Origin of the sequence: Clostridium tyrobutyricum DSM 2637 = ATCC 25755 = JCM 11008 (assembly GCF_000359585.1) — a bacterium.
Classification (GTDB): domain Bacteria; phylum Bacillota; class Clostridia; order Clostridiales; family Clostridiaceae; genus Clostridium_B; species Clostridium_B tyrobutyricum.
In genome coordinates this window covers 15,021-37,073 of sequence record NZ_APMH01000026.1, presented here as the reverse complement: position 1 = coordinate 37,073, position 22,053 = coordinate 15,021, and the positions used below count along the sequence as shown (strand labels likewise).

Sequence of the window (22,053 nt, the reverse complement as noted above, 5' to 3'; positions counted from 1 at the left end):
CCTTATATTCTTTGTTAAAAGTTAAATTAGAAGTATTACTATAACAGCACCCACAGAAAATCCTAAACACCTGTACATCTTTAGATTCTTTTTTAAAATTGACTCGGATATTTTTATCTGTTTTTTCATATCTTCAATTGTTAAAGAGAATACAGCCTTTTGTCCTTCTATATCAGATTCACCTAAAGATTTAGAAAGATCTAAAATAACATCTATATCTTCATCTTTCAAATTAAGTATTTCCCTTTGTTTTAAAAAAGCATTTTTAAATGCCTGGTAAACATTATCCACCTTGTTTTCATCTAACATATGAAAAATTTCCATAAGCAGTGTTGAAATAGGTTGCTCCGCCTTGGATGCTACATTTGATACAGCTTCTGGCAATGGAGTATGAGTATATATTATATGACTTTGAATCTCATATATACATCTCTGCAATTCTTTAAGCTCTTTGGTCCTGTTTTTCAACTTCTCACCATAATTAAACCCAAAAGCTGTAGCAGAACAAAGTATCATAATACACCCTATAAGCTTAATCAATATATTCACCTATGATCTTTTTTTTATTAGGAAAATCATATACATACTCTATTGTGCCTGCTCCATTTCTACCACTTAAAACTATAGCTCTTCTAAATACTTTGTTCTCAAGTATTGTTTTAAAAACAGGTCTGTTTTCCAAATCCTGTACTCCATAACCATGTATTGTTGTTATCAGGCTTACTCCAGAATTAAGTGCTGTAACTATGCTGTCCATATCTTTATAGCTTCCGATTTCATCGCAAACAATAACATCTGGTGACATGCTTCTTATTGCCATAATTATGCCTTCGCTTTTTAAACATCCATCCAATACATCAGTTCTCATTCCTATATTCAATTGTGGAACTCCACATGAACAAGCTCCAATTTCACTTCTTTCATCTACTATGCATACCTTTTTTCCTTTAAAATCCATAGCTTTAATTCCATTTGATATATTCTTTGTTATATCTCTTATAAAAGTTGTCTTGCCACATTTAGGAGGAGAAATTATTATAGTATTTATGATTTTATTTTCACTAGCAATAAATTTCATTATCTTATTAGAACATCCAATAATTTCTCTACATATTCTTATATTTAAAGATGATACGTCCTTGATAGTTTTAACTTCGCCTTTTTCGATTACACATCTTCCACAAATTCCTATTCTATGTCCACCACTTATAGTTATATAACCACGTCTCATTTCTTCTTCAAAAGCATAAATAGAATAATTGCTCATCCTTTTAATTATTGTACTTAAATCTTGTATGCATGCCACATATTTGCATATGATTTCTCTATTTCCCACTTGAAGTATTAGCGGTTCATTTATTTTAATTCTTATTTCTTGCAACTCCTTATCCGTTATAAAATCCCTGATTTCATTTTTTAATCTTTCTGGCAGTATATTCAGAATTTCTTTAGTATCCATATTTTTTATCTCTCCTTTCTTTATATTAATTTCTATTTTTATTTACATAAAATTATTCCAGATAATCAGAAAAAAATTGCAAAACAAAAAAAGTTATTTAAATAAAATTATTTAAATAACTTTTTATACATAATTAATAATATATTGATTTATTGATTTAATTATCTTTATTATCTTTATTATCTTTAATTGGCAGTGATATTTTTCCATGACAGCTGGGGCACACTATTGCCTCTTTACTTCCCATAATATCTTTATCTACATAAACAAGATCGCCGCAGTTAGGGCAGTCCACCTCCTGAAAATTATCTTCAATATCTTCTAAGGTTTCATAATCATCATAGTTTACATTGTCCACTAAATCAGATAAATCTTCGTGAATATCGTCTAAATATTCATTCATTGTTCTCTGATTTCTAGACACTTCAGAAATTTCATCAGACATATCATAAAGTAAATTTATAATTTCTAAAAGCACCTTGCCTTCTTTACTGTCTTTGTCTATTTCAAGTCCATTAACTAATCCTTTAAGATAAGCCACTCTCGAAGTAATAGAATTCATAATATCACACCCTTAAAATCATCTTTTCTATAGTATACCATAAAATATAAATATATATTCTTCAGATATATCCAACCTGAATACTATTGAACTCTCTCCATATATTCTCCAGTTCTCGTATCAACTCTTATAGTTTCACCTTCATTTACAAATATAGGTACCTGAACAATTGCTCCAGTTTCAAGTGTAGCCGGCTTTAACACATTAGTAGCTGTATTTCCCTTTACTCCAGGTTCTGTATGTGTTATTTGAAGTTCAACAAAATTTGGTGCTTCTACAGAAAATGCCTCATTTTTGTAGAATTTTATTGTGGCAAACATGTTTTCTTTTAAGAACTTTATTGCGTCTTCTACCTTTTCATGTTCCAAAGGGATTTGTTCAAATGTTTCCTGATCCATAAAGTAGTAAAGTTCTCCATCAGAATACAGATATTGCATTTCCTTTCTCTCTATAACTGCTTCCTGAAGTTTTGCAGTTGGATTAAAAGTAGTCTCTGTAACTGCCCCAGTTATAACATTTTTAAGTTTTGTCCTTACAAAAGCTGCTCCTTTACCTGGTTTTACATGTAAAAAGTCTATTACAGTATACACTTGTCCATCTTGCTCAAAAGTTGTTCCTTTTCTTAAATCTCCTGCTGATATCATATAAATACGCCGTTATGCAAACTATAAATATATTAAAGTTTACTTCCTCATTCATAATACTTGATTTCACATCTAAAATGCTAATTATCTTTGGTCTAGTACTCCTGAGGCTTAAATTCGGATATAATTACACCCTAATTACCAACATAGAATAAAAAAATTATATCATATGCTGGTTAACGACATTTGACCCCTTTCTTGTTTTTTATTTGACCTGTTAAATTATATTTGAATATATTAGCAACACTTACTCAAATAGAATATTCTATACTAATTATCTTTCCAATATATGAAATAATTACTTAAGACTATCAATAAGTAGTGTTATAACCTAACTATAAAATATTAACCTATGCAAATCATTTCTTTAGGTGACTTTGATAATACTTTTCCTCCATCTTTGGTAACTACTAATAGATCTTCTATCCTTAGCCCTCCAAAATCTGGTATATAAATTCCCGGCTCATCTGTAACTACCATATTTTCTACTAGCTTGCTTTTATTTCTATATCCAATTACTGGTGACTCATGAATCTCTCTTCCAACTCCATGACCGAGGCTATGGCCAAAATACTCTCCATATCCCCTATTGGATATATAGTTTCTTGCAACAGCATCTACTTCCATAGCTGGTACACCAGGCTTATACTCTTTTAAAGCTAATTTTTGTGCTTCTAACACTATACTATACATTTCCACCATTTTATCAGATGGTTTTCCAATTACCAAAGTTCTTGTCATATCAGAACAATATTCTCTATATATACATCCAAAATCCAATGTTAAAAACTCGCCTCTATTTACAACTTTATTGGTAGCTTCACCATGTGGAAGACTAGATCTAACTCCAGAAGCTACTATGGATGGGAATGACAAATCCGAAGCTCCCAGCTTTTTCATATAAAACTCTAATTCCAATCCTATCTGTATTTCAGTCATTCCAGGTTTTATATAATCAATCATATGTGCAAAAGCTTTATCCGCAATTTCAGCTGCACTTTTTATTAACTTTAACTCTTCGTCATCCTTTATTATTCTTATTTTTTCAACTATACCATGCATGGGAATAAAATCACAATTTACTTTGCTCTTATAAAGTTTATAGATGCTATAGGTAATTATATTTTCCTCAAATCCTAATCTTTTAATAGATGTTTCTTGAACTAAATCTGACAAAAAATCTACAAAAGAACCGCTTTTACTATATTCAAGAACTTCATAATCTTCAACTTGCTGTTTAGCCTGTTGTGTAAATCTAGAATCTGTTATAAAAAAAGCCTGATTTTTTGTTATCAGAGAATAACTTTCATTTCCTGTAAATCCACTTAAATAATTTCTATTTGGATCTCCCAACAGTAAAACTCCGTCTAAGCCTTTTTGGTTCATAGCTTCTCTTAATTTTTCAATTCTACCTTTAAACACCCAAAATTCCCCCTAATAAGTTTTAGCAAGGTCTTTATAATTTATTCTTTCCATTTTAATACTTATTATTCTCCATAGAGGTAAAATAAATTAATAAAAATAAATATATGCTAAACAATGTTATTTTATCAAAACTTATGCTTATTTGCAAATACCATAATAAACATCTATACCTGGAAAATATCCTAATATTTTTAATTTATTTTGAAAAATTAATATTAATAATGTGACCTAAATTTTTATCTGTATAAGTATCAACTTTTATACTATCTACGCAATAAAAATTTTTTATCATTTTAATTTTTTCAAATGTGTTCTTAACTTTGTTACTATCCTTTAATGTAATACTTGCAACTGCAATATATCCTTTATTATTATTCATAAAACTCAATATTTTGATTCCTTCTATATTCTTCAAACTATTTATTGTATCGCTGTAGCTTGTTTCTTTTTTTATATTTAACCTATTAAATTTTCTCTCTATTCTAATGAGTTCATCTTGTTTTTCATTTATACTTCTTATTATATAAAAATTTTTTACAATAAATATAAAACACAGTACACTCATAGAAATTATTATATATATATATTTTGAATACTTCATAACTTTCCCACCTTATAATTTAGACTTTAATTCAATTTGCCATAAGTGCTTATCCTTATTTTTACTTTCTTCCAATGAATTTATATTAACTATTGTAAATTTATTAGAATTTTCAACTGCTTTAATGAATTTAGAAAATGAACTATCGTTTCCTACAAACTCTAATTGAATATTATTATTTTCTACACTTACATTTCTAAATTCTTCATATACATGAAAGTTGCTAAAAAAATTTAAATATGTATCCATGGACTTAACATTCTGGTTTATATTTTTACTTTTCTTCAATGTATATTGCTGTCTTTTATCCATTAAATTATTTTGGAGACTTTCCAATTTACTTTTTTGAAAAATCATACTATGAAATAATATTATATTCATGATAAAAAATACTAATATTATAAGTTTAAGCCTCTTATATTTTTTAAGTAATTTATCCTGCAAATACCACTTTGGTAAAAAATAAATATTCATATACTTAATTCTCCCAAATCATTACAATTATAATATTGCGATAATTCTTCCAATAATCCTTTATATGGCAAATTTAAAATTTCTATATGCTTAAATTCTATCCTTGGGACTAAAATATTTAACCTTAATCTAAATTCCTCAATGCAATATATTACATCCTCTTTAGATTTAACTTCAAACACATCATTAAATATAATTTTATTGTTATAACATGCAATTATATAGGCAATATTTTTGAAAAACGTCAAAAATATACATTGTTTTTTATATATCTTCTTATTATATTTTTCTAAAGCATACAACTGTACAGGAATTACCCCTTTAACATCAACTTTACTTTCAGAAAGCTTTTTAAAAAGCTCAAAATTATCCCAATTCATACATAATACATCTACATTTAACTCAAGTTTATTGTGTGAATTTATATTATAAGAGAACATTATATTATCTAATTTCTTAAACCTGTTTCTCAACTTTTCTTCTATTAATTCATATATACTCTTTTTTCTTATTTTAGGTATAATCATATTTTCTACATATATTTCTTCACCATGTACCAATATAATTATTTTTTTAGATTTCAAATTCACCTTAATTCTTTGCAATTCAGCAATCTGTAAAGTTTTATTTTTGGAGTTTAACTCAAAAATATCAGTTTTCCACATCTTATATTATCTCCTCTACAAATAAACTTATATTTTTATTTTCAATAAGAATAATTTATACATCCATATTTCATTTGACCTTTTTCTATTTTATATTCATATGATTCCTCTCTATATGGCTTGTTATTTATAATATATTCCAACTTAAATATGTCATTATCTTTATCATAATAGATATAACTTTTTTCATAATAGATTCTGAAATCCTTTAAATTTAAAAAATGTTTATTTATATCCCCCTCACTTTGATATTCTATGCTTCCATTAATATATAGATTTAATTTTGTAAGCAAATTTTCTCTACATTGTTGAATATCCTCTACTTTAAAAGCACTATTATAATTACTCATATTACTTGACTTCACAAGAGTCTCCATATTATAGCAAGTTATAGAAATAAGTACACATATAAGTCCTATAAATATAGCATAAATCAGTACAAATCCTTTCTTAGCTTTTTTCGTTCTATCCCAAAACATTTTTTATACACATTACCTTTCTCAGTTTTTATTTGCATATAACATACATTTTCCATTTGAGTAATTTTAAAATCTGATATATGTTTTAAAATTCTATTGTTTGTATAATAGTTGTTGTATCCATAAGAAAGCACCAATGTTGAATTTTTATTTTTTATATAATCCCATCCTCTGTTATCATATCTATTTAAAGCGATCATATTATCCTTAATTTCTATATATTTTGCACTATCAATTTGATTTTCTATTATCATGAAAGCCTCATCGATATAAAATTTTTCTCTGCTTGAACTTATTTCCATCCTGTTTAATTTCATATATTTAAGTATAGCTGTAATTTCAACTGTAGTTATTATTGATATTATCGATATGGTTATTAATATTTCAATAACAGTAAAACCTTTTTTTGCATTACCTTTCAAAGTTTCCTTTATAAAATTCACACTCCCTTACTCTGTTGATTCCATATAAATTTTGATTTGATTTCAATTTAATCTTAAGTATTTCACCTTTCTCTATATTTATTTCTATATAACTCCCTTTTGGTTTTATACGTGAAAACAAATTTAAAATATTATCACTTGTATAATTAAATTTCAAAAAATTATTTACTTCCATATATTTCATATTATTAGAATCCAATTTCAATATATCATCATAACTTAAATTATAAATCATGTTGTTTTTTATAGATTCTACTGTATAAGTACAATCATTTATGCTTTTATTGTATTTCTGCATTTTAAATACATTAAGTTGTATTCTAAAAGCTGTAGTAAACAGCATTATAAATATACATATACTACATAAAACTTCTATCATAGTAAAACCTTTTTTTATCTTTATACTGAATTTAATATTTGATATCTGCATAGAACGTTCCAACATTCACTGTAATACAGTGCATTTCCCCCTTTCCATCCTGAAATTTTATACTAAACGCATTTTGTATCATACCATCATTATTTATATGAACTTTATTATCTTCTGTATTGATACTTAATTTAAATTCTTCAGGCAAATTCATTTTATAGACTCTAGTTAAATTATTATAATAGATAATATTATTATTGTTTTGGTCAAAGCGTATATATCCAGATGAGTCCTTATCTTTGCAATACATTTTAGATTTAACTATAAAACTAAGTATTTTGTTATTTAATTCATCCACATATATCCTATCTTTCAAACTATTAAATCCATTAAACTTTATTAAACTAAAGCTAAATATAACAGATATGATACTTATAACAATCATTAACTCAATTAATGTAAAACCTGACTTTTTTAAAATTTTAACATTCACAATAAACAACTCCACATTATAATAAATCTATTTAGGATATATTTGAGATCCATTTTGATCCTTTACTGTATAATTATTTTCCAGTGCATCTATATAAACTGTATAATCCTTATCATCACTCTTATAATTTATACTTATACTTTGACCTTCTAAACCATTATCCAATACTTTTGGTTCTTGAGCAGAGGTCAGTTCATCTATACATTTTTGTACATCTTCTTTTAGAAACTTTCCATTATTATCACCATAACTTGCTACAGCAGCTGTTTGAAGTTGTTTAGCTGTATTTACAGCTTTAGTAGACTTCACTTTATTTTCGTATGATGAAAATTTAGGCACTAAAAATCCCATGAGAATTAAGATTATAGATACTACCAGCAATAATTCTATTAAAGTAAATCCCTTAAGCTTTCTTATATTTTTATTATTCATTGTTACCTCCTCATTCCTATGAAATTGAATCCATAATACTAAATACAGGCATAATTGCAGCTATTACAAAAATACCTATAAAAATCGATAGAAATACTATCATAACAGGTTCTACAAATTTCATTAATAAATTTAAACTTCTTTTTAGATTATCTATATATATTAGTTGTAATTTTTCAAACATTAAATCTAATTTCCCTGTTTTCTCACCTATCTCTATCATGGATACAAATAACTCATTTCCTATTTTTTCATTAGAGAATGCACTATTTATACCCTCACCATCTTTTATTCTTTTAACACACGAATCCATTTTCTTTTCCATAATATTGTTATTAAACGTTTTTGACGTTATATCCAGCGCTTTTAAAATGTTCACTCCTGCAAAATTAAGTATTTTCATGGAGGAAACTATTTTCAGAAGTATTATTTGATTATATATTCTTCCAAAGTAAGGCGTTCTCAGCTTTATTTTTTCTATAGTATTTATTCCCTTAATACTTTTAGAATACCTATATCCAGCAATAATACCAATTATGATAAAAATAATAATGTGAAAAGTATATTCTTTAGAAGCTTCAAATATTTTTATGATTAATTTAGTTAAAAGTGGAATTTCTGCATTATTCAAAGCAAGCAAATCAATAAATCCCGGCATTATACTGCTCATTAAAAATATAATAATACATATAGCTGTCGTAAACGTTATTACAGGGTATATAAGTGCAGACTTCAAATTGGAATATATTCTATGCTGATATTCATAATATTTAGATAACTCTTTCAATACGTCTTCCAGTCTTCCTGCTTCTTCTCCAATACCTATCATCTCTATCATATAGCTAGGAAATACTTTTCTAAATTTTTTCATACTGTAATATATACTATTTCCACATAAAATTTCGTATTTTATATCTCTCAAAATATATTTTAAATAAATGTTTTTTGTCTGTATTTCAATATTATCAAATATTTTAGATATACCTATACCTGAACTAAACATTATACTCAATTTACTGCATAGAATAGCTACAGTAGATATATTGGGTTTCATAAATGGCAATTTTCCACATATAAATCTAAAATCCAATTTTTTTAATAGTATCATACATATCCTTTCATTTGTATTTTATATAATTAAAGATTTAACTTGTCAATTTCAGCATAAGTGGTAATTCCTCGCTTTACTAAATTTATGGAATTTTCTTTAATTGAACATGTATCCTTATCATTATTCTTAATAAAATTTATTTCATATGTTACTGTCCTGCCCATATATCCTGTATAATTACATTTTTCACATCCATTACTTTCATATATGATTTCACTTTTTGAATCTTCATTACTTTTTTTCATGCAGTGTGGACAAAGCTTTCTAACCAATCTCTGTGATATTACTCCTATTAAAGAATCTTTTATTAGATATGATGGAATGCCCATATTCTCAAGTCTTAATATTACTTCATGTGAATCATTGGTATGAAGAGTACTAAGAACTAAATGTCCTGTTATAGCTGCTCTAATTGCTATATTCGCAGTTTCTTCATCCCTTATTTCCCCAATCATTATAATATCGGGATCCTGACGAAGCACGCTTCTCAGCACATTTGCAAATCCAAAATTTATTTTGTTATTTACATTGATCTGGTTTATACCATCCATTGTATACTCTACTGGATCTTCTATGGTTACTATATTCTTTTCATATCTATTAAAATTATCCATAAGTGAATAAAGCGTAGTTGTTTTACCTACTCCGGTTGGACCTATAACAAGAAGTATTCCATTTGGATAATTTATCATATTTTGTATTTTTATTATATCATTTTCGAGAAATCCCAATTTAGAAAGCTGCTTCATATTGCTGCCTTTGTATAATATTCTAAGAACAAATTTTTCTCCATATATGGTTGGAATAGTAGATACCCTTATATTGTAATCTTTTCCATCCTTAGTGTATTTTATATTGCCATCTTGGGGAATTCTCCTCTCTGCTATATCCAAATCCGACATTATTTTAATTCTAGTACATATAAGAGGATATATCTTATTAGGCATCTTTATATACTCATATATTACTCCATCTATTCTAAATCTTACATTTATACTATACTGAAATGGTTCTATATGGATATCACTTGCCCTATCCTCTATTGCTCTGTCAATTATATGATTTGCTGTCTTTACTACGGGAGAATCTGATACTTCAACCTCATATTCTTTTTGTCTGTTTCTGTCTATAAATTCATAATTTTGATTAACATACTTTATTCTTTCTTTACAATAATATCTTTCTATGAGTCTTAAAATATATTTTCGTTTTGCCTTGAAAAAAACTATATTCTTTTTTAAAATAAATTTTAATTTTTCTACAACTTGAAAATCAGGAATTTTATCTACAGCTGCATACACTTTATCTTCAAATTTTTTAAATACTAAAACACAATTTTCTCTTGCTATTTCTTCTGGTATCATTCCTATCAATTTCGTATCAAATTTAATATTTGGCAAATCTAAATTTTCAGTTTCTTTGCACTCCAAAAACATTCACCTCTTTTTATATACTATATGTATCTAACATTATTTCCACAAAACTGATTTTTAAACATAATTTTATTCTTATTTTAGATTTTTATAAATAATCTGTATATTTTCTATATTGAAATTATTAAGATCGTAAGAGCTGTCTCAAAATTTTGAGACAGCTCTATTTCATAACAATACAACTAGTTTTCACTTCCATATATTTTATATAAAGACTCATGATTAGATAAAAGATTTATAGACTTTTGTTTTATATTATACATATAGACATCCATATTGTTTTCATTTTCCTCAGTATCATAACCTGTAAAATAAATATTTTCATCTCTATCTTCTGCAATTCCATAAGATGCGCCTATAAATTTAGGAAAATCATAAGTAATCCTGTTTAAAGTAAGATTTTCATAAGAGAATTCATATAATGCACATACATTATTTCTCTGTTTAGCTATAAAAAATATCTTTTTTCTTTTATCATCTTTTATAGATTTGTATATTCCTGTTATATTTTTGTCTAAAACCCTGGTAGTATTATTAGTCTTGTCATAGTAATAAAGAAATTGATTATCTCCAATTCCTGATACATACAATATATTATTATTTACAGGAAAAACATACATGCAATATCCATTTATATTGTCATAATACTGACTTTCTTTATTATTCTCTATATTGTATGCATATATTTTAGTAGAATTTTTTTCTCCTGCCTTACTACCATAATAAATTATTCTATTTTCATCCAACCATGCATATAGATTACCTGAGACCAGTACATTAGATTTTAAATTTATATATTTATTATTTTTTATATCATATATTTTCATTCCCTGTGCACTGGATGTAGAATCTGTTTTATAAATTCTAAAAGCAATTTTATCTCCAGATTGATTTAATTTTATATCAGATGCAGAAAAAAAATCATTTAATTCTATTTTAGAATTTTTGTTAATTATTTGAATTTTATTTTCATTACCTTTTTTACTCAATAAATATACATAAACAGATTTTGACAAATTATAGTTTAAATCCAATATATCCACATAAGAATTATTTTCGTTTAATGCATCATTTTCTATATTAAAAATTCTCTTTTTACCTTTATTACTTTCCAGTACAATTACATTAGAATATTTAGGCACTGAAAATTTATCAATTTCTTCCTTTTTGACTCCACAGCCAACCAATATCAACACCGCAAAAAATACAATTATTAAAAGCATATTCTTTACAAAGTCTTTCATTACATTTTGCATTCCCCTTTAAAAGAAATAACTGCAGAACCGGTCATAAAAATCCCGTCATCTTTTATCTCAATTAATAGTTTGCCTCCAGGTGCTTTAACTAAAACCTTATTACCTGTAAATCCCAACTTGTTTGATGCAATTGCCGATGCACAACATCCAGTACCACATGCAAGAGTTGCCCCTGCACCTCTTTCCCAAGTTTTTATCTTGATATTTTTATCATCAATCACTTCACAAAAATTCACATTACTACCTTCTGGAAAAAGGCCATATTTTTCAATAACTCTTCCTTCCAATACATCATAATTTTTTAATTTTCCAAATACTATTGTATGAGGCACTCCCATAAGCATAGTTGTAATGGAATACTGTTTACCATCTATATTTACTTTTTTGTCTATTATTTCTTCACTGCAATTTGCCGGTATATCTTGCGGCTTAAAGGAAGGTGCTCCCATATTTATGGTAACTTTGTCCACTATTCCATCCTTTAATGTGAAAAACGCTTCTTTTATTCCATCTCCGGTTTGAATTTTCAAAGGATTATCTTTTATTATTCCCTCATCGAAAACATATTTTGCAAAGCATCTTATACCATTTCCACACATAGCTGCATAAGAACCATCAGAATTAATTATTACCATTTCAATTAATGCCAGCTTACTTTTTCTTATTAATAAAATACCATCTGCACCAATTCCAAAATGTCTATCACAAAGTTTTACTGCAAGCTTTTCCTCCTTTCCTAAAAATTTATTTTCTCTATCATCAATTATTATGAAATCATTCCCGCTGCCTTGAATTTTAGTAAATTTCATATATTTAATTTTCACCCTTCCTCAAAATTTTATTTGGTTTAAGTTTACTACTGTAGTCACCTTTTATCAATAAGTTTATAATAACTTTATTTTAAAAATTTAAAATGATATAATTTATAAATATACAGATATGAAAGGATGAAATATATGGCTTTAGACGGTATTTATATATATAGCATACTAAATGAGTTGAGAACTACTTTAGTTGGTGGTAAAGTTGAAAAAATAAATCAACCAGAAAAGGATGAAATAGTTCTAACTATAAAAAACAATAGAAAAAATCACAAACTTTTAATAAGTTCAAGTTCTGTTTATCCTAAAATACATCTCACTGAAATAAATAAAATCAATCCTAAAAAGGCACCTATGTTCTGCATGGTTCTTAGAAAACATATAAGTTCAGCACGTCTAATAAATATAAGGCAATTAGATACTGACAGAATACTTTTTATGGATTTTGAAAGTTCAGATGAAATGGGATTCAACAGCATATACACATTAGCAGTTGAAATTATGGGAAGGCACAGCAACATAACTCTTATAAGAAAAAGGGATAATTTAATTATGGATAGTATAAAACATCTTACTCGTGAGATAAATTCGATTAGGTCCATATATCCCGGCATAGAATATGTATTTCCTCCAAATTCAAATAAATTAAATCCTCTAAACTATGATAAAAACAATTTAGAACAATTTATTCAAAAAAACTCACTTGTATTGGATGATAAGATTTTTTCAAACATTTTTACTGGAGTAAGTGGTATATTCTCCAAAGAACTATACATGAAATTTATCAACCAATATAGTGACTATGCTAAAAACTGGATTGATTATATGCTTGATTTCTCCAAAAGAACATTTGAACAAATTATTGACAATAAATTTCACTTTAGTTCATATTTAAAAAACAATAGAATAAAAGATTTTTATTGTTTGAAATTAACATATGTATATAATTCTGAATACAAAATATATGAATCTCCATCCAAGCTTCTTGAAGAGTTCTATTTTGAAAAGGATAAGGCTGACAGATTAAATAGCAAGAGTTCTGATCTTCAAAAATTAATAAACGTCAATTTAGAACGATGTGAAAAAAAGAAAAAGATTCTTATGAATGATCTAAAAAAATCTGGTGAAAAAGACAAATATAAAATAATAGGTGAGTTGTTAACTTCTAATATATATGCAATAAAAAAAGGCGATAGTTTCGCACATATACAAAATTTCTACAGTGATAAACTAGAATATGTAGACATAAAACTAGATGAAAATAAAACCCCTTCTGAAAATATACAAAAATATTTTAAAAAGTACAATAAGCTAAAGAAAACAGAAAAAGCTGCAGCAGAACAACTTTCTCTTACGGAAAAAGAATTAGAATATTTAAATTCAGTTTCCTCAAATATAAAAAATGCAGACAGCTATGAAGATATAGAGGAAATAAAGAGAGAATTAATGGAAAGTAGATATATACGATTTAAAAAGTCATCCAAATCCAAGAATTCCAAACCATCTAAGCCTATGAAATTCATATCAAGTGATGGCGTTGAAATATATGTAGGTAAAAATAATTTGCAAAATGACAATTTAACTTTAAAATTTGCAGAAAAGAGAGATATATGGCTTCATACAAAAAAGGTTCCAGGCTCCCATGTAATAGTTAAAAACTTTGGAAATGTTCCTGATAGTACTTTAGAAGAAGCTGCCGCACTTTCTGCATATTACAGCAAAGCGAGAAATTCATCTAAGGTGGCAGTAGATTATACTAATGTAAAAAACGTACACAAACCAAATGGTTCAAAACCTGGTATGGTAATCTATTATACAAATAAGACCATATATGTAGATCCTGTAAAACCTGATATTAAGCAGTTACAATAAATAATTTCTTGAAATTGATTGCAATATAGTATATACTATACTAGAAATTTATATATCCTTTAAAATGGTCCAGTGAGGTCATAAGGTATTTTTGAACGTTATTGCTATGTCCTTCAATACCATGGGGGACATTTTTTATTTACAATATATGATGAATGGTGGTGAAAACTTTGAAATTAAAAGCTATGATTTTGGATGAAAAAGCAATGAAAAGAACTTTAACCAGAATATCTCATGAAATTATCGAAAATAATAACGGCATAAAAGATATTATTCTTGTTGGTATAAAAAGACGGGGCTATCCTATAGCTAAAAGATTGTCTAAAAATATAGAAAACATAGAGGGCATTAAATTGAAAGTCGAAAGTGTGGACATAAGTCTATATAGAGATGATTTAACCAAAGTTTCTGACAATCCTCTGGATCTTCCTATGATAAAAGCTGCAAATTTAATAGATGTAGAAGATAAAAAGGTAATCTTGGTAGATGATGTGATTTATACAGGTAGAACAGTAAGAGCTGCAATAGATGCTCTTATACATTTAGGTAGACCAAGATTAATACAATTAGCTGTTTTAATAGATAGAGGACACAGAGAACTTCCAATAAGAGCAGATTATGTAGGTAAGAATATACCTACATCTAAAAGCGAGATAGTTTCTGTAGAAATATCAGAAATTGACAAATCCGATTCAGTTAAAATCTACGAAATATAAGGAGTATACTAAACATATGAAAAAAATAGTTGATGTAGAAGACAAATTACCTATAGGAATTACAATACCATTAAGTTTTCAACATCTTTTTGCCATGGTAGGAGCTACAATACTTGTTCCTATATTAACTGGAATGAGTCCTGCAATAGCACTATTCTGCAGTGGAGTTGGAACACTACTATACATAATATGTACAAAAGCTAAGCTTCCAGCATACATAGGCTCTTCTTTCGCATTTATAGCACCTATGCTTGTAGCATCCAAAAATTATGGTTCTCAAGCAATGCTGTCAGGTGTAATAGCAGCAGGATGTGTATACATAATAGTATCAATAATAATAAAACTTTGTGGAATAAACTGGCTAAATAAGGCACTTCCACCTGTAGTCGTGGGTTCCATAGTTATAGTAATAGGGCTTGGGCTTGCAAGTACAGCCATAAACTGGGCAGGCTTTAATCCAAACTTTACTACAGATCAGTTGAAAAATGTACCTAGATGGTCCTGGATGACTGTATCTATAATAACACTTGCTGTAGGTGTGCTTGGAAGTATGTATTTTAAAGGTTTCTTGGGAATAATCCCTATACTAATAGCTATAATCGTAGGATATATATCTGCCATAGTTTTAGGAGTATTGCCTGAACAAACATTTCATAGCATAATTACTACTAAATTATTTAAATTACCGCCTTTTATGACTCCAAAGTTCAATATAAATGCTATGATGCTCATGGCTCCTATCTCCTTTGTAACTTTGGCTGAACATGTAGGTCATATTTATGTAACAAATAATGTAGTAGGAAGAGATTTTACAAAAGATCCTGGCCTCCACAGATCAATACTCGGAGATGGAGTAGCTACCATATTTGCAGGTTTTGCAGGAGGACCTCCAAACACAACTTATGGAGAAAACATCGGTGTTATGGCTATAACTAAGGTTTACAGTGTCTGGGTTATAGGAGGAGCTGCAATAATAGCAATAATCCTATCATTTATGGGTCCTATATCCTCATTAATTGAAAATATGCCTATGCCTGTAATAGGTGGAGTAAGCATACTTTTATTCGGAATAATAGCATCTTCAGGTTTTAGAATATTTGTAGAGGATAAAATAGATTTCAGCAAAAACAGGAATTTAATACTTGCTTCTGTTATAATAGTCATAGGGATTGGAGGTGCTTCCTTAAAATTTAATTTAGGAGGATCACCAGTTGAAATATCCGGCGTTGCTTTAGCAACAATTATTGGAATAATATTAAATCTCATACTTCCTAAAAACAGTGCTTCTGAATTGGAAGATTCAAAATCAATATAGCAGTTTGTATATGGAGATGAACCGTACATATGAAAATATACTCTTGGAATGTAAATGGATTAAGGGCAATTTCAAAAAAAAATTTCTTTCAATGGATAGATGATGAAAATCCAGATATATTGTGTATACAAGAAACCAAACTTCAAGAAAACAATCTGGATGAAAAATTAAAGTGCATAGATGGCTATTATTCATATTTTAGTTTTGCTGAAAAAAAAGGCTATAGTGGTACTGCAATTTATACCAAATTAAAACCATTGTCAGTTAAACATGGTATAGGGATTCAAAAATTTGATACAGAAGGAAGAATACTCATACTGGAATTCAAAAATTTCACTATATTAAACATATACTTTCCAAATGGCCAGATGAACGATAATAGATTACAATATAAATTGGATTTTTATGATGCCATCCTGGATTATTGCAACAAGCTTGTAAATATAAATAAAAAACTCATAATATGCGGTGATTATAACACGGCACATACTGAAATGGATATAAAAAATGCAAAATCAAATTCTAGGAATTCAGGATTTTTACCTATTGAAAGAAAGTGGCTAGACAAATTAATTCAAAATGGTTACACTGACACATATAGATATATAAATCCCGATAAAATTGAATATTCGTGGTGGAGTTATAGATTTAAGGCCAGAGAACGAAATGCTGGATGGAGAATAGATTATCACTTTGTTTCAAATAATCTAATTGATCAAATTAAAGATGCTAAAATATTGACAGATATAAAAGGATCTGATCACTGTCCAATTATGATTGAATTAGATTAAAATACAGCCAACAGATACAATCTGTTGGCTGTATTTATTTATTATTTTTCATGATATCTATTATTTTTTTAAAGTATAGTGGTAAATCTGTTTCAAACTCAATATATTTTTCTGTAGATGGATGTATAAATCCAAGTTTTTCTGCATGCAAGAGCTGTCCATTTAAATTAAATTTCTGTTTTTTATACCCATACACAGGATCTCCTACGAGTGGATGCCCTATATATGCCATATGTACTCTTATCTGATGGGTTCTTCCAGTTTCAAGTATGCATTTAACAAGAGTATTATTCTTGAATCTTTCAATAATCTTATAATTGGTAACAGCTCTTTTACCTCCTTGAACTACAGCCATCTTTATTTTATCTCTAGGATGTCTTGCAATTGGCTCATCTATAGTTCCAGAATCTTGTTTTAATACCCCTTCTACAAGAGCTATATACTCCCTTGTCATGGAATGATTTTTCAACTGCTCAGCTAACTTGTTATGAGCAAAATCATTCTTAGCTACTACAAGTATCCCCGAAGTACCTTTATCAATTCTATGAACTATTCCTGGACGTGTAATTCCGTTTATGCCGGATAAATCAGTACAATGTGCCAAAAGCGCATTTACAAGTGTACCATTTTGGATAGAGGATGCAGGATGAACAATCATTCCCTGTGGTTTATTTACAACTATTACGTCTCTATCCTCATAAAGTATATCAAGTGGTATGTCTTCAGGAACTATACCTGAATTAACAGGCTTCTTTATATTTATGACAATCTCATCTTGAAATTTAAGTTTATAATTATTTTTTCTTGCTATATTATTTACAAGAACGGATCCATCTCCTATTAATTTCTGTATATGCGATCTGGACTTATCAGGAAAATATTTATGCAGAAACAAATCCAGTCTTATATCCCTATTTTCATCAAATACTATTTTTTTAGTTTCCATGCTTTTCTTCCTTCAACAAATATAATACAAGTAATAAAGTACCTACTACAACCATAACATCTGCAAAATTAAATATAGGGAAATAGTAAATCTCCTTATAATGTATCGATATAAAATCTACAACATATCTATACTTTATTCTATCAATTAAATTTCCCAATGCGCCACTTATTATAAGAGATAAACTTATTTTTACAAGCTTATTTTTAGGCTTATTTTTTATAATGTAATAAACTATAAAAATCATTACAATTATGGATGCTATAGTTAAGAATATTGTTTTATCCTGAAATATTCCAAAAGCTGCGCCTTTATTTTGTATATATAAAAGTGAAAAGAAATCCTTTATTATAGTAATCTCAGAAATTTTGGATAAACTGTTCATAGCCCATATCTTGGTAAATCTGTCTATTATCAATCCTATTACTATTATGAATATTGTCATGTATACCTCCTGAATATTAAAGTATATACTAATGTTTAAGAAAATATTCCAATATATTGGTAGAATTTTTTATTGCAATAGGTGCGAATTTTTCATATTCCATATGTGCCCCTGTATTGGCATTATCAGATATAGATCTTATCACAACAAAAGGTACAGAATTCAAATAACAAACTTGTGCAATACTTCCACCTTCCATCTCACAGGCCAATGCTTCAAATTTCTCTACAAGCCATTTACATTTATCTGGTCCTGATATAAATTGATCTCCTGTAACTATCCTTCCCACAAAACTGTTTTTGTCTTTCAATACACTGTCGCAGGCATCTTTAGCCTTTTTTACAAGTGTATTACTGGATTTAAAATCATATGTATTTAATCTTGGAACCTGACCCAATTTATCACCAAATGCTGTAGCATCCATATCATGCTGTACTAGATTATCAGCAATAACTACATCACCCGGGCATACATTTTCTCCCAAGCCACCTGCTATACCTACATTGACTACAAGATCAGCTTTAAAATCATCTACAAGTATTTGAGCACATACCGCAGCATTTACCTTTCCTATACCACATCTTACAACAACTACTTCTTTATCATATATTTTTCCCATATTAAATTTCATATTTGCCTTTTCACAAACTTTTTCAATATTCATTTTAGACAATAAAATCTCCAATTCTTCATCCATAGCTCCAATTATTCCAACTACCATAAATAATTCATCCTCTCTTTTTTAACTGTCAATTGATTGACCAAGTGCTTTTTTAATTTCAGCTTCAGTTACTTCTACTTTTATCTTGTAATCTCCCATAGACTTTTCAATTAATACAAATCTTATATTTTCATCATTTTTCTTGTCATGTTTAATAGTATCTAAAAATTTACAATAATCTTCAATCTTATATCTTGTAGAAAGCCCAAATCTCTTTAATATATATTCTACAGATTTATATACATCTTCAGATATATTGAATTTATGCTCAGATATCTTTAGTGCCGCCAAGGTTCCAAGACCTACTGCTTCACCATGAGAAATACTGAATTTCGAAGATATTTCTACTGCATGACCTATTGTATGTCCAAAATTCAATATATTTCTAAGTCCAGTATCTCTAAAGTCTTTTTCAACTACATTCTTCTTTATATCCAGACATTTTTCTATTATATGCAAAAGACATTGTGTATCCTTGTGCAATATTTTGGAATAATTACCATCTATGTAGTCGAAAAACTCTTGAGAATCAATAACTCCATATTTGACTAGTTCTCCTAATCCGTCTTTGAACTGATGGTCCTCCAAGGTTTTTAGGAAATGAGGACACACGTATACTAAATCCGGATTAAAAAAATTACCTATTAAATTCTTTATTCCATCATAATTATATCCAACTTTTCCACCAATGCAACTATCTATTTGAGATAACATGGTTGTAGGAACATTTACAAATTTAATTCCTCTCATATAAGTTGAAGCTGTAAAACCTACTATATCTCCAACTAATCCTCCACCTAATCCAATTAATATACTATCTCTATTGGCATCATTTTTCAAAAGAAAATCATATATTTTTAATACGGTATCTATACTTTTATTCTGTTCCCCATGATTAAAATAAAAAACACTGCAGTTAATTTTTTCTTGTAAATTAATTATAGTATTTTTATATAAATTGTATACAATGTCTTCAGTAACTAGGAAAATTTTATTCTTACCATACTTTTCTTTAACTAAATTACATAAAGTATCCAAATTGTCCTTTATATATATTTTATAATTGCTATTTATTGACCTTACAAGTATGTCACTCACAATTTTCACCACCTATAATTTTCACTTAACTACCTTGAACAAAAAATCCACTCCTAAGAGTGGTATTTTTTACCCTTTTATAAAGAAATTTTTGATTTCCTCTAATTCATCATCATTAGTAGATATCTCCTCTTGCTTTGGCATATTTTCAATTTCCTTTGCAACTAATTTTTTATCATCTGATTTTCTATCAGAAACCTCATTGGTTTCACAGCCTATATTATAATTTTTTATAAATGTTTTCTCCATGTCATCAAACATTTCCAGTTGTGATTCCATAAAATTTCTATATTTTGATCTAAACTTAATAAATTCCTGTTTAACCTTGTCATATTCACTATTAATAGCAAGAACATCACTATGAGCCTTATCTATTATCCTTTTAGAAGTTTCATTTGCACTCTTTATTATAAGTTCACTCTCTTTTTTAGCATTTTCTTTTGCCTGCTCAGAAGCATTTTGAGCTAAAAGAAGAGTATTTTGTATAGTAGTTTCCATTTTATTGTAATGGTCTACCTTTTCCTGTATTGATTGCAACTTATCCTTTAAATTAGAATTCTCTCTATTCAACGCTTCATAGTCAGATGCTATTTGATCTAGAAATTCATCTACTTCATCTATATTATAACCTCTAAGTACTCTTTTAAATTCCTTATTAGTTATATCTACAGCTGTTATTGCCAATTCAAACACCTCAAATCAACTAAATTTTTTTATAAGGAGTTTAATTCTTCCTTTTCCTGTATTTCCTATTTTTCCTGCAAGTTTAAACTTCCCATATCCTTGGACTATTACAGTAGAAGTATCTTCTATAATTTTATCTTTTCTCAAAGTTTCGAAATAATCAACCTGAACTTTTCCTTTTTTTACAAGTGCTTCACCTTTAGATCTGGATATATTACAAAGTGAACTAACTATACAATCAATTCTCATGGAGGAAACATTTAAGGATAGAGTATTAAAATTATAGTTTGGAATTTTAGAAATACCCAAATCTAAAATATCTAAACTGCAATTTGCTTTACCTACACTTGTAAAATTTGAAGTTACATATTCACTTATATCACTAGAACAAGCTAAATAGCATTCTTCATTTTTCTTTAATATTAGATCCCCAAATTTCTGCCTTTTAATACCCAATGACATAAGTGCTCCTAAAAAATCTCTATGACAGGGTTTGGAAAATTTAGAATTCAACTGTATTCTCAGCAAATCCAATGGATAATTTTTAATATCTTCATAGAAAGAAAACAAAAGCATTCTTCTCTCGGCATCTTCAAATATTCCATAACTATAAACGTTTATCCCAAGTTCACTTTGCATATTTTCAATCTTGTTCCATATATTAGGTGTATAAAATTCATTGGTATAAACATCTATTCCTGTTTTTTTTGCCAATTTTATTTTATTGTATATATTAGATATAATACTTTCGTCATTAAAATCAACTCTTTTTATAAAACTATTCTTATCCATATTTA

Annotated in this window: 27 protein-coding genes; 4 read left to right on the top strand and 23 right to left on the bottom strand. The window is 27.9% G+C overall.

From position 1 onward, the window contains the following. Nucleotides 1-21 precede the first annotated feature (21 nt). The 17 genes from spoIIIAB to dapF form a co-directional block, all read right to left on the bottom strand. On the bottom strand, nucleotides 22-540 hold the full coding sequence (gene spoIIIAB, locus J418_RS0110880; protein WP_017750767.1) for a stage III sporulation protein SpoIIIAB: 519 nt from the start codon (nucleotides 538-540) through the stop codon (nucleotides 22-24). Beyond that, nucleotides 533-1,459: a stage III sporulation protein AA gene (gene spoIIIAA, locus J418_RS0110875; RefSeq protein ID WP_017895571.1), complete on the bottom strand. Its 927-nt coding sequence runs from the start codon at nucleotides 1,457-1,459 to the stop codon at nucleotides 533-535. Before spoIIIAA ends, spoIIIAB begins: the two co-directional genes overlap by 8 nt. A 157-nt stretch (nucleotides 1,460-1,616) precedes the next feature. Further along, the gene (locus tag J418_RS0110870) at nucleotides 1,617-2,021 is read right to left on the bottom strand and encodes a CD1247 N-terminal domain-containing protein (protein WP_017895570.1); all 405 of its coding nucleotides are present in this window, start codon (nucleotides 2,019-2,021) and stop codon (nucleotides 1,617-1,619) included. An 83-nt stretch (nucleotides 2,022-2,104) separates the two neighbouring features. Continuing rightward, the gene (gene efp, locus J418_RS0110865) at nucleotides 2,105-2,665 is read right to left on the bottom strand and encodes an elongation factor P (protein WP_017750770.1); all 561 of its coding nucleotides are present in this window, start codon (nucleotides 2,663-2,665) and stop codon (nucleotides 2,105-2,107) included. 345 nt (nucleotides 2,666-3,010) lie between these two features. Continuing rightward, nucleotides 3,011-4,087, bottom strand: coding sequence for a M24 family metallopeptidase (locus tag J418_RS0110860; protein ID WP_017750771.1), 1,077 nt, complete (start codon nucleotides 4,085-4,087; stop codon nucleotides 3,011-3,013). Between the two features lie 199 nt (nucleotides 4,088-4,286). Next, nucleotides 4,287-4,691, bottom strand: a complete 405-nt coding sequence (locus J418_RS0110855; protein ID WP_017895569.1) for a hypothetical protein — start codon at nucleotides 4,689-4,691, stop codon at nucleotides 4,287-4,289. 12 nt (nucleotides 4,692-4,703) lie between these two features. After that, entirely contained in the window at nucleotides 4,704-5,165 is a 462-nt protein-coding gene (locus tag J418_RS0110850) for a hypothetical protein (protein WP_017750773.1), read from the bottom strand. Next, complete coding sequence (locus J418_RS0110845) at nucleotides 5,162-5,830, bottom strand: hypothetical protein (RefSeq protein ID WP_017895568.1); 669 nt, start codon at nucleotides 5,828-5,830, stop codon at nucleotides 5,162-5,164. Before J418_RS0110845 ends, J418_RS0110850 begins: the two co-directional genes overlap by 4 nt. Nucleotides 5,831-5,871: 41 nt before the next feature. Beyond that, nucleotides 5,872-6,195: a hypothetical protein gene (locus J418_RS0110840; protein WP_235806999.1), complete on the bottom strand. Its 324-nt coding sequence runs from the start codon at nucleotides 6,193-6,195 to the stop codon at nucleotides 5,872-5,874. Nucleotides 6,196-6,263: 68 nt separating this feature from the next. Further along, nucleotides 6,264-6,752, bottom strand: a complete 489-nt coding sequence (locus J418_RS0110835; RefSeq protein ID WP_017750776.1) for a prepilin-type N-terminal cleavage/methylation domain-containing protein — start codon at nucleotides 6,750-6,752, stop codon at nucleotides 6,264-6,266. Continuing rightward, nucleotides 6,721-7,182 (bottom strand): type II secretion system protein, encoded by a 462-nt coding sequence (locus tag J418_RS0110830; RefSeq protein WP_235806998.1) that lies wholly within the window; start codon nucleotides 7,180-7,182, stop codon nucleotides 6,721-6,723. The genes J418_RS0110835 and J418_RS0110830 overlap by 32 nt, the downstream gene beginning before the upstream one ends. Next, entirely contained in the window at nucleotides 7,163-7,615 is a 453-nt protein-coding gene (locus J418_RS0110825) for a prepilin-type N-terminal cleavage/methylation domain-containing protein (RefSeq protein ID WP_017750778.1), read from the bottom strand. The genes J418_RS0110830 and J418_RS0110825 overlap by 20 nt, the downstream gene beginning before the upstream one ends. 27 nt (nucleotides 7,616-7,642) lie before the next feature. After that, a complete protein-coding gene (locus tag J418_RS0110820; RefSeq protein WP_017750779.1) occupies nucleotides 7,643-8,047 on the bottom strand; it encodes a type II secretion system protein in 405 nt (134 codons plus the stop codon). 16 nt (nucleotides 8,048-8,063) lie between these two features. Beyond that, the gene (locus J418_RS0110815) at nucleotides 8,064-9,155 is read right to left on the bottom strand and encodes a type II secretion system F family protein (RefSeq protein ID WP_017750780.1); all 1,092 of its coding nucleotides are present in this window, start codon (nucleotides 9,153-9,155) and stop codon (nucleotides 8,064-8,066) included. A gap of 29 nt (nucleotides 9,156-9,184) precedes the next feature. Further along, on the bottom strand, nucleotides 9,185-10,594 hold the full coding sequence (locus J418_RS0110810) for a GspE/PulE family protein (RefSeq protein WP_235806997.1): 1,410 nt from the start codon (nucleotides 10,592-10,594) through the stop codon (nucleotides 9,185-9,187). Nucleotides 10,595-10,773: 179 nt separating this feature from the next. Further along, nucleotides 10,774-11,835, bottom strand: coding sequence for a hypothetical protein (locus J418_RS0110805; protein WP_017895567.1), 1,062 nt, complete (start codon nucleotides 11,833-11,835; stop codon nucleotides 10,774-10,776). Further along, nucleotides 11,835-12,656, bottom strand: a complete 822-nt coding sequence (gene dapF / locus J418_RS0110800; protein ID WP_017895566.1) for a diaminopimelate epimerase — start codon at nucleotides 12,654-12,656, stop codon at nucleotides 11,835-11,837. The genes J418_RS0110805 and dapF overlap by 1 nt, the downstream gene beginning before the upstream one ends. 147 nt (nucleotides 12,657-12,803) lie before the next feature. On the opposite strand from dapF, the gene J418_RS0110795 reads away from it, so the two are divergent. The 4 genes from J418_RS0110795 to J418_RS0110780 all read left to right on the top strand — a co-directional run bounded on the left by J418_RS0110795 (nucleotide 12,804) and on the right by J418_RS0110780 (nucleotide 17,362). After that, entirely contained in the window at nucleotides 12,804-14,540 is a 1,737-nt protein-coding gene (locus tag J418_RS0110795) for an Rqc2 family fibronectin-binding protein (protein WP_017750784.1), read from the top strand. 170 nt (nucleotides 14,541-14,710) lie between these two features. Next, on the top strand, nucleotides 14,711-15,256 hold the full coding sequence (gene pyrR / locus J418_RS0110790) for a bifunctional pyr operon transcriptional regulator/uracil phosphoribosyltransferase PyrR (RefSeq protein ID WP_017750785.1): 546 nt from the start codon (nucleotides 14,711-14,713) through the stop codon (nucleotides 15,254-15,256). A 16-nt stretch (nucleotides 15,257-15,272) separates the two neighbouring features. Then, on the top strand, nucleotides 15,273-16,571 hold the full coding sequence (uraA, locus tag J418_RS0110785) for a uracil permease (RefSeq protein WP_017750786.1): 1,299 nt from the start codon (nucleotides 15,273-15,275) through the stop codon (nucleotides 16,569-16,571). Nucleotides 16,572-16,600: 29 nt separating this feature from the next. Beyond that, nucleotides 16,601-17,362 carry an exodeoxyribonuclease III gene (locus J418_RS0110780; protein ID WP_017895565.1) on the top strand — a complete coding sequence of 254 codons (762 nt, stop codon included), beginning with the start codon at nucleotides 16,601-16,603 and terminating at the stop codon, nucleotides 17,360-17,362. Nucleotides 17,363-17,396: 34 nt separating this feature from the next. Here the strand turns inward: J418_RS0110780 and J418_RS0110775 are convergent, their stop codons facing one another. The 6 genes from J418_RS0110775 to J418_RS0110750 form a co-directional block, all read right to left on the bottom strand. After that, nucleotides 17,397-18,308 (bottom strand): RluA family pseudouridine synthase, encoded by a 912-nt coding sequence (locus J418_RS0110775; RefSeq protein ID WP_017895564.1) that lies wholly within the window; start codon nucleotides 18,306-18,308, stop codon nucleotides 17,397-17,399. Continuing rightward, nucleotides 18,298-18,753, bottom strand: a complete 456-nt coding sequence (lspA, locus tag J418_RS0110770) for a signal peptidase II (RefSeq protein WP_017895563.1) — start codon at nucleotides 18,751-18,753, stop codon at nucleotides 18,298-18,300. The genes J418_RS0110775 and lspA overlap by 11 nt, the downstream gene beginning before the upstream one ends. Before the next feature lie 28 nt (nucleotides 18,754-18,781). Further along, the gene (locus J418_RS0110765) at nucleotides 18,782-19,474 is read right to left on the bottom strand and encodes a 5'-methylthioadenosine/adenosylhomocysteine nucleosidase (RefSeq protein ID WP_017895562.1); all 693 of its coding nucleotides are present in this window, start codon (nucleotides 19,472-19,474) and stop codon (nucleotides 18,782-18,784) included. 21 nt (nucleotides 19,475-19,495) lie between these two features. Beyond that, entirely contained in the window at nucleotides 19,496-20,572 is a 1,077-nt protein-coding gene (aroB, locus tag J418_RS0110760; RefSeq protein ID WP_017895561.1) for a 3-dehydroquinate synthase, read from the bottom strand. Between the two features lie 69 nt (nucleotides 20,573-20,641). Further along, nucleotides 20,642-21,256 carry a DivIVA domain-containing protein gene (locus J418_RS0110755; RefSeq protein ID WP_017895560.1) on the bottom strand — a complete coding sequence of 205 codons (615 nt, stop codon included), beginning with the start codon at nucleotides 21,254-21,256 and terminating at the stop codon, nucleotides 20,642-20,644. A 15-nt stretch (nucleotides 21,257-21,271) separates the two neighbouring features. Continuing rightward, nucleotides 21,272-22,048, bottom strand: coding sequence for a YlmH family RNA-binding protein (locus J418_RS0110750; protein ID WP_017750793.1), 777 nt, complete (start codon nucleotides 22,046-22,048; stop codon nucleotides 21,272-21,274). Nucleotides 22,049-22,053: the final 5 nt, after the last annotated feature.